Here is a 15,438-nt window from a genome sequence, read left to right on the forward strand (position 1 = left end):
AATTGTGTGCCAAGAAAAAAAAGTTTTCTGAAATTGTATTTACCTATGGTGGTATTAGGGATTGTAATTGTTTTTTGTGCCGGCATGTTATTCAGACCAGATGAGGATCTGATTCAAAACATTGCACCTGATGAGGCTCATGAGCAATCTAAGGGACGAATTAGTGTGGTTAAAGCGGATGTCTATGATAAGCAGCAAGACAGTGACTATCTTGTTTATTTTTACTCGGATGAATGTCATGTATGTAACTCATATAAACCAACATTGGAAAAGTACAGGTCTAGTGAAGATGCACTAAACGTATATGGTGTGGATGTTCTTGATCCAGATGCCAAAACTATACTCAAGAATCTGAATATCAATGAGACACCTACATTAATTCGGATCACTCGAGGCATTGAATCGTGGAGAGCACTAGGCGATCTACCTATTAGCTTATTACCAATACATCCTGAAAAAATATAGAGTGGAGGTACCTTTTTGTACGCTAAGACTCATATGCTTATGGGGGGAGTAGTAGGTTATTTAATTTCCCCCACATGGCTCGGTGTATTGGGCGGTATAGGATCCGCTCTAATATCTGATATCGACGAACCTAAGAGCTTCATAGGTAGACGTGTATTTCTTATTTCAATCCCTTTAAACTGGACGATGAAGCACAGGACTGTTACACATTCTTTATTCTTTTCGATTCTATTTTCTTGTCTATTTGTTATAAGTGCATTGATAATATCGATTTTCACTGATGCCACGCCAATTTTCACTCTAAGTTATGTTGTATTTGGGGGTATCCTTTCACATATTCTTGGTGATATGGTCACTGGGAGAGTGAGTTTGTTATGGCCACTATACAGAAAGAAGATAGGAATCAAGGTACCGTTTTGGCTCTATCGGGTAATCGATATGTTGTTTCGTTTAGCACTAGTGTATTTGATCATTAACAACCTTATTTTTGGTGACGTCATTAACAACCTATTGAAGAATAAATTATTTTAACTTTAGGAATGGCTTTCGGATGATATACGTTTCTTTTCATAGCCAGCAATCAATACAAACCTCCTTCTGAGTTCCATTGAAGGAGGTTTTTTTGTATATGACGAGGGGAGGCGAACGAATATATAAAGATTCTCATCAGATAAATATAAATATTATGGTTTTACAGCTTTAGAAAAATGGAGGAATGGAAATGAAAGCATTGAAATCGAAGAAATTTTGGATCATGTTGGGCCTTGTGGCGGTATTATGCTTAACTTTCGCTACAGTTACATCCGCAACAAAGTTAGATCCGACCAATGTTGATAGCTTTAAAACATGGACAAAAGATTCTGCCGATCGTGGAGCAGGCGCGGTAAGAGAGGTCTTTGGCTGGATTGCTGCTATTTTCTTAATGTGGGGTGCATTTATGTTCCTTACAGCCGGTGGGGATTCTAATAAAATTCAGGGTGCTAAGGATAAATTCAAGTATACTCTCATTGCACTTGCCGTTGTTATCATGGCTGATAAAATTGTGGGTCTCTTCTACGGTATCTTTGGCGGCAACTTAACCTAACATGCAATAAAGGAGTGACTCGTAATGTACGGCAGGCAGCATCTATTGACTTATAAGAGTAACGAAAAAACCAAAGTAATATACGGACTGTCATTTTTTCAAGTGGGTTGGTGGATATTGGGTGGTTATTTATCATTACAAGTGATTAACTACATTCCTAAAATACCTGGGATTGGTACAGTGGGTTATATTCCGCATTTAATACCATTCGTCATTTGCTTGGCTTTTGCTCATATAAAGCATCCTTCCACTGGGCAAGATCTTCATCGTTTTCTGATGGGGTATGTCTCGTGTCGTTACCGCAAAAGAACATTTCTATAGAATAAAAAAAACTATTTTTGTGAGGTGAATAACTATGGATATCGTTTTGGGCTTGGTATTAGTAGGGGCCGCATTGTTTATACATTTCCAAGGAAGAAAAACGAAAAAAGCACAGAAAAATGCTACAAAAAAAGCAAAATAATTTCTATAAAGATGCCCTAATATATTAGGGCATTTTTCTTTTATATGGTGTGAGTTACTTTTCTGTGAGGTGAAAAAAGATACATGGATATTATTTTAGTTGTAGCTATTGTTGGTGTGCTCATTTTTTTACAATTCGGTGGAAAGACAAAGAAAAAGGAGAAGAAGGAATCAGCTAAAGACTGGTTTCAAGTTCAAGAAATAACGACTGATGGCTTAATCACTACCCCGGACGACCGGTATATGTACATGCTTGAAGTTCAACCAATATCGTTTGCTTTAAAGTCTCCGAAAGAGCAAGAAGCAATCTGGTTAGCATTCCGCGAAACGATTAATACCATCCCACATCCACTTCGTTTCAAGTCTGAAAGTCATCCTTATGACTTGGAAAGTTATTTCCAGGATTTGAAATCACAAGCTTATGAAACAAATGATCCAATGGATTTGGAATATGTGGATGAAATGCAAGAAACCTTCTTTGGAATTGTCGAAGCAAATAAAATTCAAGACCGCAAATATTTTGTTTTTCTCGAAACAGATTCAAGATACTTGCTAGACCTGACTACTGAAACATCCAATCCTATCATTAACGATCTTCTTAGAAAAAATGCTTCCAGGAAAGGCATAGAGCACGATATAGATACGGTAAAACAGGAGCTTACTAACAGTATGAGGATTATGCAATCTAAATTTTCTGATGTTGGCATCGTGACTACGGAAATGGATCGGCAAAAAGTGTTGCAATACTTATATCGTACACAAAATCGGGAGATCGCCGGCTTGGTTAGTTTAGAAGAATTTATTGGTATGGTAAATGAAGACGGGCAGGTTCCTCATTCCTTTGGCAAATCTATATATACACAGGAGGATGCTCATGCTTAAAATCCCAAAATTGTTTAATCGGAAAAAAGAAATTGACGAAACAGAGAGTTCAGAGGAAGAATTCAAGCTTCAAGGTTTAACCGAACAAGAAGCCGATATTATTGCCCCACCCTCAATTATTGAACGTATGCCAGGTGAAAACAATGCAACCGACTACTGGGTTGAGTTCGGCGATAATACGGGAGGGGCATCATACCTCCGCACATGGTTTCTGAAATTTACAGGGCGAACCACTTTCGTCGGAATGTTCGACCCGATCATGTTAAGTGAAGGTGATGGGGCAGTAGACATAACCGTGTCCATTGAGCCTGCAGAAATAAGTCATGAAATCAATGTAATATCCAATCGGATAGCGGTTTTACGGGCAGAGTTAACGCAAGAGCATAACCCTGGAAAAGTCGGCGCAATGATGCAAGAACTATCTGATTTAGAAGAGCAATTAGGTCGACTCAGGGTCAATGCTGAAAAGTTGTTTAACACATCTGTAGCACTCAATGTTTCTTCAAACACTCCTGACAAGCTAAGGCGTCTTAGTCGAACGATTATTAAACGTCTTAGTGGTATGGGGATACGCTTCAATGCTGCTGATACTAGACAGCTTGAAGCATGGAGACATACTGTGGGCATCGGGCCAAAAGTCATCGCAAAGCCTCATATTAAAGAAATGGAGAGTAGTAACGTAGCCGATTTTTTCTTGTTCGGGTATGGAGGACTATCTCACCGTAAGGGTGTGCTTTTGGGTTTTGACCATTTTCGCAGACCTGTTTTTTATGATGGATGGGATCGACGACTTAATAACAGCAATATGGTTGTGTTCGGACGAGCTGGTTCAGGAAAATCATTTGCTATTAAAGTCTTAACGAGAAGGTCCGCAGCCCTTGGTATCAGCACAGGAATTATTGATCCTGAGAGGGAATATAAAAATCTTGTTTTGGCGATGAACGGACCTTATGCGGAATTGTCTCCTAAACATGCTGATTACCAACGATTAAATTATTATGATGTTCGAGAAGAGGAAGACGAGCGGGGACGAGTTTTCGTCGATATTGAGGAAGCATATCAAGGTGTTCAAGCAGTAATATTCAAAATGATCCGTACCGTTGATGAGAGTGCTCTTACAGGGGCAGTCAAAGTGGCCGTACATGATACAACGATTAAGCTGTATAAACAATTTAACATCAATAGTAGTCCTGAGAGTTTGTATGAGCTAGTAAACAATGAATATGTTATTAAGGAAATGCCAACTCTCTATGATCACTACCAGCTTATGCTGCAAGATGAGAGACTATCGGGTGTTACTCCACTCATCAAGTTGTTCACACGAGAGGGCGGGGACGACTCCAAAGCTATCTTTGATGGCCAGTCAACGTTTAAGATTGGGGAGGGCCGTGTTTTTGGAATCTCCACAGCCGACTTGGACGAAGAATGGATGAAACCTATTGGTTCATTTATTGCGAATAAGTGGACATGGGAGAGGTTTGGGAAGAAGGATCGTTTCCGCAAAAAAAGAATTATATCCGATGAGGCTCAGCTACAGATGGAAGATCCAGAACAGGCAAAATGGTTGGAGAATGCATACCGGCGGGGAAGAAAATTGAATGTTTCCATGTGTGCGGTAACCCAAGGATTTGAAGTCTTTCTAAGGGTTCCAGAGGGAATGGGAATTCTAAAAAATGCTCCGACAAAATTATTACTTCGCCAAGAGAGTATTGACATCGATGCAGTACAAGGGAAATTCAACTTGGCAGAAGGTGAAGCTCGCTTCTTACTTACTGCAAGTGCTGGCGTAGGTATATTGAGAGTTAATGAAGAATCAACGATTGTCTCCATCCAACCAACGGCAAATGAATACTGGTTGTATACCACCAATCCTAATGATTATGAACAAGGTATTGGAGCGTGATGTGAGAGATGGCAAATATAAAATTCAAGGGTCTCATCCTGAGACTTTGTTTGGCATTGCTCATTTTGGGCTTTATACTTCCAACGGTTAGTGGTATAGCATCAGCTGAAACTCAAACAGAAACATCGAATGAGGCTGCAAACAGCCCCACCGACCAAATAAGGAACGGTGTATTTGGCGATCGCTTGGATGATGATGGAGATCCTGGGTACTTGGAGAGGCAGTTAGCTTCTTTGGTAGTTAACTTTGCTGATTTTATCCGGAAGACACTTGGACTCAAGGATTTTAACGAGCTTATTTTTCTCCAAGGAACTGAAAACCTTGTTTTTAACACTTTCGAATCGTCTATTTTTAGTGTCATTGTTGATTTTTTCAATTCATTTTTAACAGTAAGTGCTTGGTTAGCAGTCTTCAGTCTATTTGTTTGGGCTTTTATGATTATGTTTAAAGGTGGCACTCAACAAGGTCAAATCAGTATCACTAACATGGCACAAGGACTTGTGATTTATTTTGTTGGATTGAACATGGCTGGATACATGTATAAGCTTCTTTTTGATATAAACTACATGGTCGTTCTTTGGGCTATAGATGGAATGAAAATGGCAACGGGCTGGGATGTTATGCAGGTCAACATCCTTGAAATCCTCACTTCTGAAACTAAAAGCCTCGGCCAAGCGGCCCTGGTGATTCTGATAGTTTTCTGTGTAGGTATGCTTAACTATCAATATGCTTTGCGATTGGTAACCTTAATCTTCTTAATGGTTATTTTTCCTTGGGTTTTATTCCGTTGTACGACACCAGGGGCTCAAAAAGTGCTTGATGACTGGTTTAGGGAATTTGCAGCACAGATATTTACTCAGGCGGGTCATGCAATTGGTTATGCCATCTTTATCTCCTTACTCGCCAAAACTCCTAACTTCTTTATTCTACTTGTATTCTTAGTGGGTATGCCTACGATTACAAGTTTGATCCGACTCCCTATCGGGGCGCATGGTGGGGGTACCGTAAGTGGTGGTTTTGGTATGGGAACAGTCATGGCCGTTCAAGGTATCGTCAGAGGCTTAAAAGGGAATGGAGGGGGAAAATCCAATACAACAAGCTCTGATACCAAGGGGATTCTTCCTTCGGGTTCAGGAGGTGCTTCACCAGCAATGGCAACGGCAGGTTCATATGGTATTAGTCCAGTAAGTGCTCCAAGCTTTGGTTCTATGATGGGCAGTTCAAACTTGGCGCCTGTTGCACCTACAAAAGGGGCCCTTGCTAAGAACGCTCCAGGTGGAGCTGCGAACAAGGTATCTTCCGGAATGAGGGGGGGACCTTCAAGTAGTGGCACCTCAACTACTACACAAGCTTCATCACCAATTAAAAGTTATGTAGATTCTAAAGGTGGAACGATGGGGTTAATGCAATCGGCTGCTATTGCCAGTACTAAAGCTGCAGGTAAAGTGGCGAAACAAACAGCTAGGGTAGCTGGGGCCAGTGCAGGATTTATCGCGGGTAGTGCATTGTCGGGTAACCTATCTGGTGGGTTTGTTGGAGCTGCATTAGGAGCTCAAGCAGTTGGGAAAATCGAACAAGGCGTTGGATCCCTAGCAAAAGGAGCGCGAGAGGCTGGTAGAGCATTTCAATCATACCGATCAGAAAAGCCTATAACTGAAACTCAGTTGGCCTCTGCCCCGTTAGCATTGCCAATGGGTAGTGGTCCTATCATGGCACTTCCCGCTGGTCCAGGTGTACAACCGGGAGGAGGTAACAGTAGACCGGCAGAACTACCGGGTCCAGTTCATACACCCCTGGCTGAACAAGGAGGAGTTATGGTTTCTTCAAAACCAGGCTATCCAGGTCATTCTTCGGTTTCTATCCCTTCTCAGAGTCTCTCAAAGCAGGCAGGGAGTGTTGCAGGTAAACAAGGGCAAACAGTACAGGCTAGACCACCACAAAGGCCGTCTGGTCCAATGAATAATCCTTCGACTATAGTTCCACCGAACATGAGAAGTCCTATTGGCCAACAAGCAACGCAGAATCAAAGAAACCGGAATAATATGAACTATCTAGAACGACAGTTCCATCAGGGTCGTCCTAATCATAATCAATCTGGTTCTAAACCCGAGAGTCCAATTCAAGGAGTATCATTAACTCAAGCACAACCGCCATTATCCGCTCCTGGACATAATGGAGATCCTGGACCAATTCCACCACCAGCTATGGATCAGTCATATGGATTTTCTGACCCAAGAGAAAACAGTAAGCCGAAACAGGTAATTATTGATATACCTCCTTCCATACGGAAAAATGAATAGAGAATTCTTTGAAAATGTCTTTTCTGTCCAACGACAGGAAAGGCATTTTTTCATAGATTGAGGAAGGTGATCAAGATTGAGTTTAGAAGGGCTTTTCCAAGCAGGAAAAAGTGCTGCTAAAAAGTACATGGCTCGGAAACTGGCGAAACTCGGGAAAAAAATCGCTAAAAAACTAATCATTAAACTATTACCGTACATCTTAATTGTGGCTGCCGTACTAATTGCTTTTTTGAGTATTTACTCTCTATTCTTTGGTGCTCCTGATGATTTCAAAAAGGAATCTGGACAGATGGCTATCTTTACTACCGACGAACATGATCCGGAGTGGAACTTACAAAAAGACAAAGAATTACAGGAAAAGTATATTCAATTATCTGAGAACGGATTAGGCGAAAGTGATGAGTACAGCTTTGGATCCAAGAAGGGAGTTCCTTATCAAGAAAGTCCATTTGAACAAGCTACAACATACCAAATATCCTGGGCGTTAATAGCCGCTGCTGACCGTGTTATAGGTGACCCAATTGTTGGTGATGGAAGTACCAGAAAACCAGATCCAGAGCGAACGTACAAAGCGATAGGGCCTCGTTTTACGTGGAAAGACACGGTGGTAATTGTGGAGACAAAAACTACAACATATCGTACAGTGACGGACGATGAGGGTAACGAAACTCAAGAAAGAGTCGTAAATGTGGATACACAGAAATACAAAACTAAACTCATTACCACAGTTGACCAGTACGATCAAACGGTAAACGTAGATTACCGTACCGAAACGGTTCAAACAGGAGATAGTGATAACTATACGAAGGTGACAGCTGAAGTCCAGAGTTCTATTGTTTCTACGCCTCGTGTGCCAGATCGGCTAGTTACCTTTTTAATAGACCATGGATTGATTGAAGACGATGCTGAATTTGTCGTTGAGCTCGCGAAGGTATACGACCCTTTATATGTTGGATTCCCTGGTAGTGGGGATGGGAATGGACAAGGAGGAAGCTATGTTAATGGACAAATTCCTCCAGAATTCATTCCAATTTATAAAGCTGCTGCAAAGAAGTACGGAATTCCATGGTATGCGCTCGCGGCCATACACAATGTAGAAACGACATTTTCAACAGACCCTACTATGGTATCTAGTGTAGGCGCTGTCGGGCATATGCAGTTTATGCCTGCTACGTGGGTAGGTTGGAAATACGAGATTGGTGGCGGATTGGTATCTGATTCGCTAGATATTACGGATCTGAATGTTATCAAAGCTGGAGGAGGCTACGGCGTTGATGCTAATGGCGATGGTAAGGCGGATCCGTGGGACATTGAAGATGCAATATTTTCAGCGGCAAATTATCTATCCAAGAATGGTTATAACAAGAACCCCGCAGCTGCTATTAGGCTATATAACCATGCGGACTGGTACGTAGACAAAGTATTAGCTCTTATTGAACTCTATGAGAAGCCTGCACCACTTTGGGCATCAGCAATCCATCCAGTAGATAAAGATAAATACCGTGTGTCCAGTCTATTTGGTTATAGGATTCATCCGATTACAAATGTGAAAACGATGCACTCAGGTATTGATCTGGCTGCACCCGCGGGCACCCCTGTAAAAGCACCATTAGACGGTGTTGTTACCTTTGTAGGGACAAAGAGCGGATACGGAAACACAATTATTATAGATCATGGGGGAGGTTTCCAGACGCTATATGGCCACTTATTAGACAGCAGCACGTTAGTCAAAAATGGCCAACAGGTAACCGCAGGTGAGCAAATCGCAGGGGTAGGCTCTACTGGTAAATCAACCGGGAACCACCTTCATTTTGAAATTATTGAGAATGGTATGAAAATAGATCCAAAAACGTATATGACGTTCTAATGATTATTTGTGAAAGGGGGGATGCTGAACATTTCCCAGTTCAAATTAGGATGAAAGAGGTAAGAATATGAGAAAAAAAGGTTTCATGTTTTCACTAATGATGGTGCTTATGCTTGTTTTTTCTGTACCTTCTTTTGCATCAAGCAGCAATAGCAATTCAGGATTGGACATTCCAAGTACCAATAGTAATACTAGCCTTGATCTATCTACCGTGGATAAAGGAAGATTCTCAAAAGGCATGGATGCCTTAACCAAGGATGCAGAAACAGTAGGAGGAAAGATGGCTTATCCATTGTTTTTCTTCTGTTTGATTGTCGGAATCATCCTTATGGTGTGTGGGATCTTTTCAAAAAAGCTTTTAGCATTAGGTGGATTGGCGCTTGTCATTGGCTTTGGGATTATGTTTGTATTAGGTGATCTCCGGAAAGCAGTAGATTACATGGATTACGTAGCCACGACCATTCGCAACTATTTTTAAGACATACTTTTTGACTTGAAGAGCGACGGAAGTTCCGTCGCTCTTTTTTTATCTACAGGTAAGACGTCTTTGACGAACAGGAGGAATAATCATGCATGTTGCTGTTATTTGTAAGCCAACCAGCTACGAGCGCATTTCCGTAGCCATTAATGGGTTAAACCCAAGTATAAAAATTTCCTCAGCCCTTACTTCTTGGAATTCGGCTCTCGATTATGTTCAGAAACAAAAAATTGATGGTTTAGTGATTGAAGAAAGTCTTCCTTTCTTTATCCAGGTTAGTTCACTCCCGTTGCCCAGTCTGGTGTATTCAGGTACGCGTGATTTTAGAAATGCGGCTAAGGATTGGATTCAATCTCTTGGTTTGGAGATTGAAAGTACCAGTCGCCAAACATATCACTCCCAAGATGCTGGAAATGATGACGAAAGTAAGAGTGAGGATAGTCTGCAAAATATCCCAACAGATAAAACAGGAGCAAAGGTCGCCATTGTTGCAAAGAATACCAGTTTAATTGAGCTAATTGAATCTTTTGGAGGTATCCAGGTTGTAGCGAAAAGCAATAAGTTCAATGATGTGATGGATTTGGAGAAGTTAAATAACCCTGATGTTATCTTCCTTGAAGAAGGTGTGATGCCTAAGGACGAACCCACCTTGAGAGATTTGAAAATTCTTCAGGTAGTAAGCAATTTTCAATCTTCAGAAAATACTCGTCTTGCGATGATGTTATTTGAGCGGAAAAACAACAAACTATACCAGCGCTTAGTGTCAAAAGGTTACTATCACTTTTTAGCCAGAAATAATGTGTCATCTGCAGATATTGAACGTCTCGTAAAAGTTCCCAACACTCTACAAGACGTAACAGAATATCAAGATTCTCCTCAAGCAATGGACCCAGTGGGGAATCAAGTAAATATATCCCAGAATGAAGTGGTTACGAAGGTGGAGGAAAAAGTTGAGGTTACAGACCCGGAGAATACAGATCACCCTTCAGAGCCTTCGTTTCTGTCTTCTCGTCCTTCGGTCAATCCACCAAAGATTGAGGTGGCTATAAAACCTGCCGAAATACCACATATGGACGTTGAAGTGAAAACACCGACAGTAACCCATGCTTCACCGGCTGAAGGAGTTGAGGAGCCATCTAGGCCTAGTGAGGAACAAAAACCACTGGAAGTTGATGAGACTCCAAAGGGAACGAAAGGGACCATATTAAAGAATCCCATTTTTCAAATATTTAGAAGGTCAAAAGATACAAGCAAGCAGGATGGTGATGTTCACGAGAGTACCACTCATGCAAAGGGATATTCACCTTTTTCCTATCCAATGCCACATCGAATTATCTTTTACTCTCCAAAGGGAGGGGCGGGAGCAACGTCCATGATTTTATCTTTATCAGAAGGTGCAGAAGACAAAGCACTTGGTGTAGCCGAAATATCGTATAGCTATGGACAGATTGCAGGGAAATTAGGGCTACATCCTTCTCATACCATTGCGGATACTCCTGATGGTCTCGAAGAATTGGCTCTATGTAAGAATAAATATCTTTGTGCCCCATGGATTTACTCAAGTAAAAAACCTTTCAATGATACTTTGCTGAGAGAGTGGTTGGTACGAGCTGAGAGAGCCTTTGTGGGGAAAACAATTCTAGCAGATCTTCAGAGTCAGAGTTCACCTTTACTGCTTATGGCTTCACATGAATGGTGCACAAAATCAATTTGGGTTGTTCAAAACTCTGATGATCATCTGGGTATGGCTGACATTCAAATGTCTCATCTAAAAAGAATGGGAGATGAGTGGAAGAAAATCGGTCTTATTATCCAGGGAGAAGGAGAGGGGAAGATCCCTTGGGAGGATGCTTTAGGTGTACCTGTGATTGGAAAACTTGGTTCTAGTATTTCCAACAAAGATTGGAAGAGACAGCTTCAAGATCATGTAGCTGAACATTTGGGTTTACGTTCCATTGTCTAACTTTTTGCGAAAATACAGGCTTGTAAATCAATGATATCGAGGAGGATTCAGATGAAAAAAGCATCAAAGCGTTTTGGGAAAACAATTATATTTATGAGTTTAGTCTCTCTATTGGTAACTGGAACTTCATTGGCTCAATCAAGCAACGCAATTCAAGCACTTATTGAAAGTAATTTGAAAATCTTTAAAGATGGTCAGCAGCTAACGTTAAGAAATGCGGAGGGGAAAAAGATTGATCCGGTTATCATTGAAGGGAGTGTTTATCTTCCTATCCGGTCCATTTCTGAAACGCTAGGTTGGGGGATCGAATGGGACAAGGGATCCAAAGCGGTCACACTTGTTGAGCCAGATACTGGTATTGATCCAAATCAAACGACGACTCCTGTTAATGAGGTTAGTAAACCGGTGACTTTGGTAGAATTCCCTGGGATTCTCGATAGCAAACTACTCTTAACTACTATCGCAAGTGATCTACAGGTGGGAACTGTCTCATTCTCACAAGGAGGGATATTAAAAGGTAAATCAGCAAGGACGACAATTGATTTCGCCACCGAGGAATACGACAACCTGTCTCTATATATGGCTGTAAAAAAAGAAGCACCCGCTACTACGAAGACTAACACAAGTACGAACGTCAATGAACCAGTTGAAGTAAGGTTCTTAGACATTGACGGCAAGAAAGAAATTGCCTTTTATACAACAAGTATCCGACCTACTGACGGAGCAAAGAAATTCACATTAGACCTAAGGGGTAAGAAGAAAATTCGAATCGTTTTAACAAGCGATTTGACGGATACTCAATTGATTCTTGGTGATCCCATTTTCCAGTAGAGGTTAGTAGACTTTTGATTTTTCAGAGTCATGATAATATTCACATCTCTCTATTTGTGAAACACAATTGTGTGACACAATAGAGAGATGTGCTACATAAAGAATATCGAATTACTTTTCTTAAAGAAAGAAGATTAGATGGCTTGGAATTCCTTATGGACCGTAAAGCAAGCGAACAAAGAAAAAGTATCAGAGTCAATTTACGTTCATTGAGCTAGTGCATGGTGGGTTTGGACTCGTAAAGCTGAAGCAATAAATCCGAGACGTTCAAAAGCAGGTGAGAAGATCTGGGAGCCATATTTACATAATTTGAATGTTGGGTTACTATGTGGATCATTCGAGATGCTTCTTCAGTTAATGATGAAAGTAGACAACTGGATCTCACTGATTATAATGTTGAGTTGTCGAATTTGTATTTAGAATTGATACTTGGATTAATGAGAATTTTCAATCTAAGAGCACCTTACACAATTGCGTTGGAGCAGACAGAAACTTGTATGAAAATAAACAAGACAATTAATAAAAATTTTTAGTTTCTGAAAAAGAAAATAAGGCTACAATTTAACTTGGCTAATATGAAGGGATTGATGAGTCGATATGGAAAAAAATTATGATATAAATTTTCGTTGTACTGAAGGTGCCTTCTCCCAATATATAATTCAAATATTTAGATTACAAGAAGATATCAAATCTTTAATTCAACCTCTCTTGAGCGGTAATAATTTCGGAGTAATAAGAGAAAGTACAGGGTTAACAGAAATTAGTAGAGAGGACGACGGATTAAATGTAGCATTTGAAGCGAATAGAGAATTTGACGCCATAAGAGAATCGCTCAAAGGGCACGATGCCATAAGAGAAACATTTAAAGGGTTTGATGCAATTCGCGAAACAATAGTATATCCGACTCGATAAAGGAAGCAATTGCTGGAGCTGCATACAAAAAAACCAATAATGATATATTTGAAGCAATTGCAAATGCTCAAAAAGTATGGTCCGAGGTTCAACGAAATATTAATGATACTTTTTCTCAGATTAGCAACGTTTGGAATAATAATGATGCATTCCAGTTATGGAGAAATAAATAAAATTCCTGGTTTACTCAAGGAAGCAAGAGATAACATCCAGAAAGGCAAAGAGCATATGATTGCTCTCAATTTCCCTCCGCATCATTCAATGAATTTTTCCGAATTTAAGCATATAGACATTGATCAGATTAAAAGTGAACATATACGATATTATAGAAAGAACTTTTAATGATGAAATAATACACTCATTTTTTGAACATTGGAGTGAAATTGATTGGCTTAAGTCTCGTGTTCCTATCCTAGGAGAATCTATACTTAGTTTCCAAGATGGAAGATACTACAGTGCAATATCAACTCTGTTACCTAGGATTGAAGGTCTAATTATAGAAAGAGGTAATGCTCAGGATATATTATATTACTCAAAACCGGTTAAAACGTTTAGGGGAGGAGTTACTTAACGAAACAAGTGATTTTTCATTGGATGACGCAGTTTTAATGTTTTACATCGGTTGTGTACTGGATTCGTTAAGTTATTCGCTCTCCTTTAAGTAGACATGTGATTCTTCATGGTGCAGATACTAGATTTGGCTACAAAATCAATGCTCTAAGATGTATCCTCTTTTTGACTACCTAGTATCTAAAATCATTGAACCCGACTTATAGACGAATGTTTAGAGTGTTGCTGATGGAAGAGCCTTAAGGCTCCAAACGAACAAAGTGTACTTTAATGTACAGGTTCCTATGAGAAAGCGTAACGATTTTGTTCACTGCAGCACCAGGAATCAACCTGATAGTCAATTTCTTAACTTCCATCTGAGGTGTAACTTATATTTAGAAATTATGCAAGAAAAACGGTTTAGAGTAAGTTAGAACTTATATTTCACACTAACCTGTCCCCCCAAAGTTGACCGATTAAAAAACTTGTTTTGAACCGTTATGCAGAGGACTCCGAAAAGGGGTCCTTTCTTGTTGTAGGACAGGTATTGATTGAAGTTTCTCCAAGGCCAATACTGTAACTATAGTAAAGTCAAATTATGATTTTACTTTGTCATTTAACAAAGTAGTTAAGCTATAATAAGGTAGATGTTAGTAAATATATGTGGTCTTAATGTTTAGATTTCGTTTATAAGGCAGTGATAATATACACATCAGGGGAGTAACTGCTTACACAAATGTCTCAACAGAAGATATTTTCAGGAGAGATGATAATGAATAGTGATTTTTGTCTATGCGATTTTGATTACAGTCTGAACAAAGTTAGCTCCAAAATATGTGAAAAATGCACTTTGATCTTTACCTTAATCGATTCAATAGATGACGCTACTGCGGTAACTTGTTTTAGAGCATTATCACCCATAGAGAGGAAAACACTAGCAAATGTAGATCAATTCTATAGAGGAAGACGGGAGATAGAACCAATCGAACTCTACGACAGAAGCCTTAGCAGCACTGTTACTGCTCTTTTTAAAACAGTGCGAGAGACGCTGAACAATAAAACCTCAGGAGATGCGAATAAGCAGTTTAGTTATAGTAAATGTTTGGTAGTTCCTCTTATTAAATATATAAGCAAAGAGAATTCTGATCCGGTTATGGCAATATCGAAACTTGATCTTAATTCAGTTGTTCTAGAGTATGGATTAACTTACTTTCCGTGGAACAAAGCCAGATTCGGCGATTCAATATACCAAACAGCGAGTGAAACTTCAATCGGAATAAAAGAACTCTTTAATGTCAAGAAGCTATCATTACACGGAAACGATTTGGAATTTCTCAAAACTGTCTATAATAACATAGGAGCGATACCATTTGAATATTATCTAACTGAACTCATTCAAGAACTTAAAGAGTGTTCAAATAATCAAGTAGAATTTTCTGATTTACATAAAGTTGATTCTTTAAGAATTATATCAGTAACCTTGGATCTAACTCCTTTAAACAGATCATTACTAGATAGTTATTACCAAGAACATGATCGTGTACCAAAAATAAAAAGACTTGCGAGCTTTAATAAGGACCATGAGGTCTACTCTACAGAGTCTCCTTTTTTAAGTAGTCGTTTTTTAAAGGGAAAAGAACTTATTGATGATATTAAAGTAATAGCCGTATTTACTATACTTTTAGCTCAAAAAGAAGTAGATAGCCGATTTGAGTCTATAATTACCAAGTTTATTAAATGTA

General features: G+C 39.7%; 12 protein-coding genes. All 12 read left to right on the plus strand.

The genetic code is table 11. The features are described from left to right. Positions 1-6 precede the first annotated feature (6 nt). Positions 7-465, plus strand: a complete 459-nt coding sequence (locus tag P364_RS0129810; RefSeq protein WP_024633671.1) for a thioredoxin domain-containing protein — start codon at positions 7-9, stop codon at positions 463-465. 33 nt (positions 466-498) lie between these two features. After that, positions 499-996: a metal-dependent hydrolase gene (locus tag P364_RS38815; protein WP_363325759.1), complete on the plus strand. Its 498-nt coding sequence runs from the start codon at positions 499-501 to the stop codon at positions 994-996. A gap of 190 nt (positions 997-1,186) precedes the next feature. Next, a complete protein-coding gene (locus P364_RS0129820) occupies positions 1,187-1,549 on the plus strand; it encodes a hypothetical protein (protein ID WP_024633673.1) in 363 nt (120 codons plus the stop codon). A gap of 546 nt (positions 1,550-2,095) precedes the next feature. Next, positions 2,096-2,893, plus strand: coding sequence for a hypothetical protein (locus P364_RS0129835; RefSeq protein WP_024633675.1), 798 nt, complete (start codon positions 2,096-2,098; stop codon positions 2,891-2,893). Next, positions 2,886-4,796, plus strand: a complete 1,911-nt coding sequence (locus P364_RS0129840) for a VirB4 family type IV secretion system protein (RefSeq protein ID WP_024633676.1) — start codon at positions 2,886-2,888, stop codon at positions 4,794-4,796. The genes P364_RS0129835 and P364_RS0129840 overlap by 8 nt, the downstream gene beginning before the upstream one ends. 8 nt (positions 4,797-4,804) lie before the next feature. Further along, entirely contained in the window at positions 4,805-7,096 is a 2,292-nt protein-coding gene (locus tag P364_RS0129845) for a hypothetical protein (protein ID WP_024633677.1), read from the plus strand. Positions 7,097-7,172: 76 nt separating this feature from the next. Further along, positions 7,173-8,963 carry a peptidoglycan DD-metalloendopeptidase family protein gene (locus P364_RS36400; protein WP_024633678.1) on the plus strand — a complete coding sequence of 597 codons (1,791 nt, stop codon included), beginning with the start codon at positions 7,173-7,175 and terminating at the stop codon, positions 8,961-8,963. A 67-nt stretch (positions 8,964-9,030) separates the two neighbouring features. Further along, on the plus strand, positions 9,031-9,441 hold the full coding sequence (locus P364_RS0129855) for a hypothetical protein (RefSeq protein ID WP_024633679.1): 411 nt from the start codon (positions 9,031-9,033) through the stop codon (positions 9,439-9,441). Positions 9,442-9,532: 91 nt separating this feature from the next. After that, entirely contained in the window at positions 9,533-11,404 is a 1,872-nt protein-coding gene (locus P364_RS0129860) for a hypothetical protein (protein ID WP_024633680.1), read from the plus strand. 51 nt (positions 11,405-11,455) lie between these two features. Beyond that, on the plus strand, positions 11,456-12,235 hold the full coding sequence (locus tag P364_RS0129865; RefSeq protein ID WP_024633681.1) for a stalk domain-containing protein: 780 nt from the start codon (positions 11,456-11,458) through the stop codon (positions 12,233-12,235). 597 nt (positions 12,236-12,832) lie between these two features. Next, positions 12,833-13,147, plus strand: a complete 315-nt coding sequence (locus tag P364_RS0129870; protein ID WP_024633682.1) for a hypothetical protein — start codon at positions 12,833-12,835, stop codon at positions 13,145-13,147. Positions 13,148-14,468: 1,321 nt separating this feature from the next. After that, a partial coding sequence (locus tag P364_RS0129880) for a hypothetical protein (protein ID WP_024633684.1) occupies positions 14,469-15,438 on the plus strand: 970 nt, incomplete at its 3' end.

It is taken from the genome of Paenibacillus sp. MAEPY2 (assembly GCF_000499205.1).
Classification (GTDB): domain Bacteria; phylum Bacillota; class Bacilli; order Paenibacillales; family Paenibacillaceae; genus Paenibacillus; species Paenibacillus vandeheii.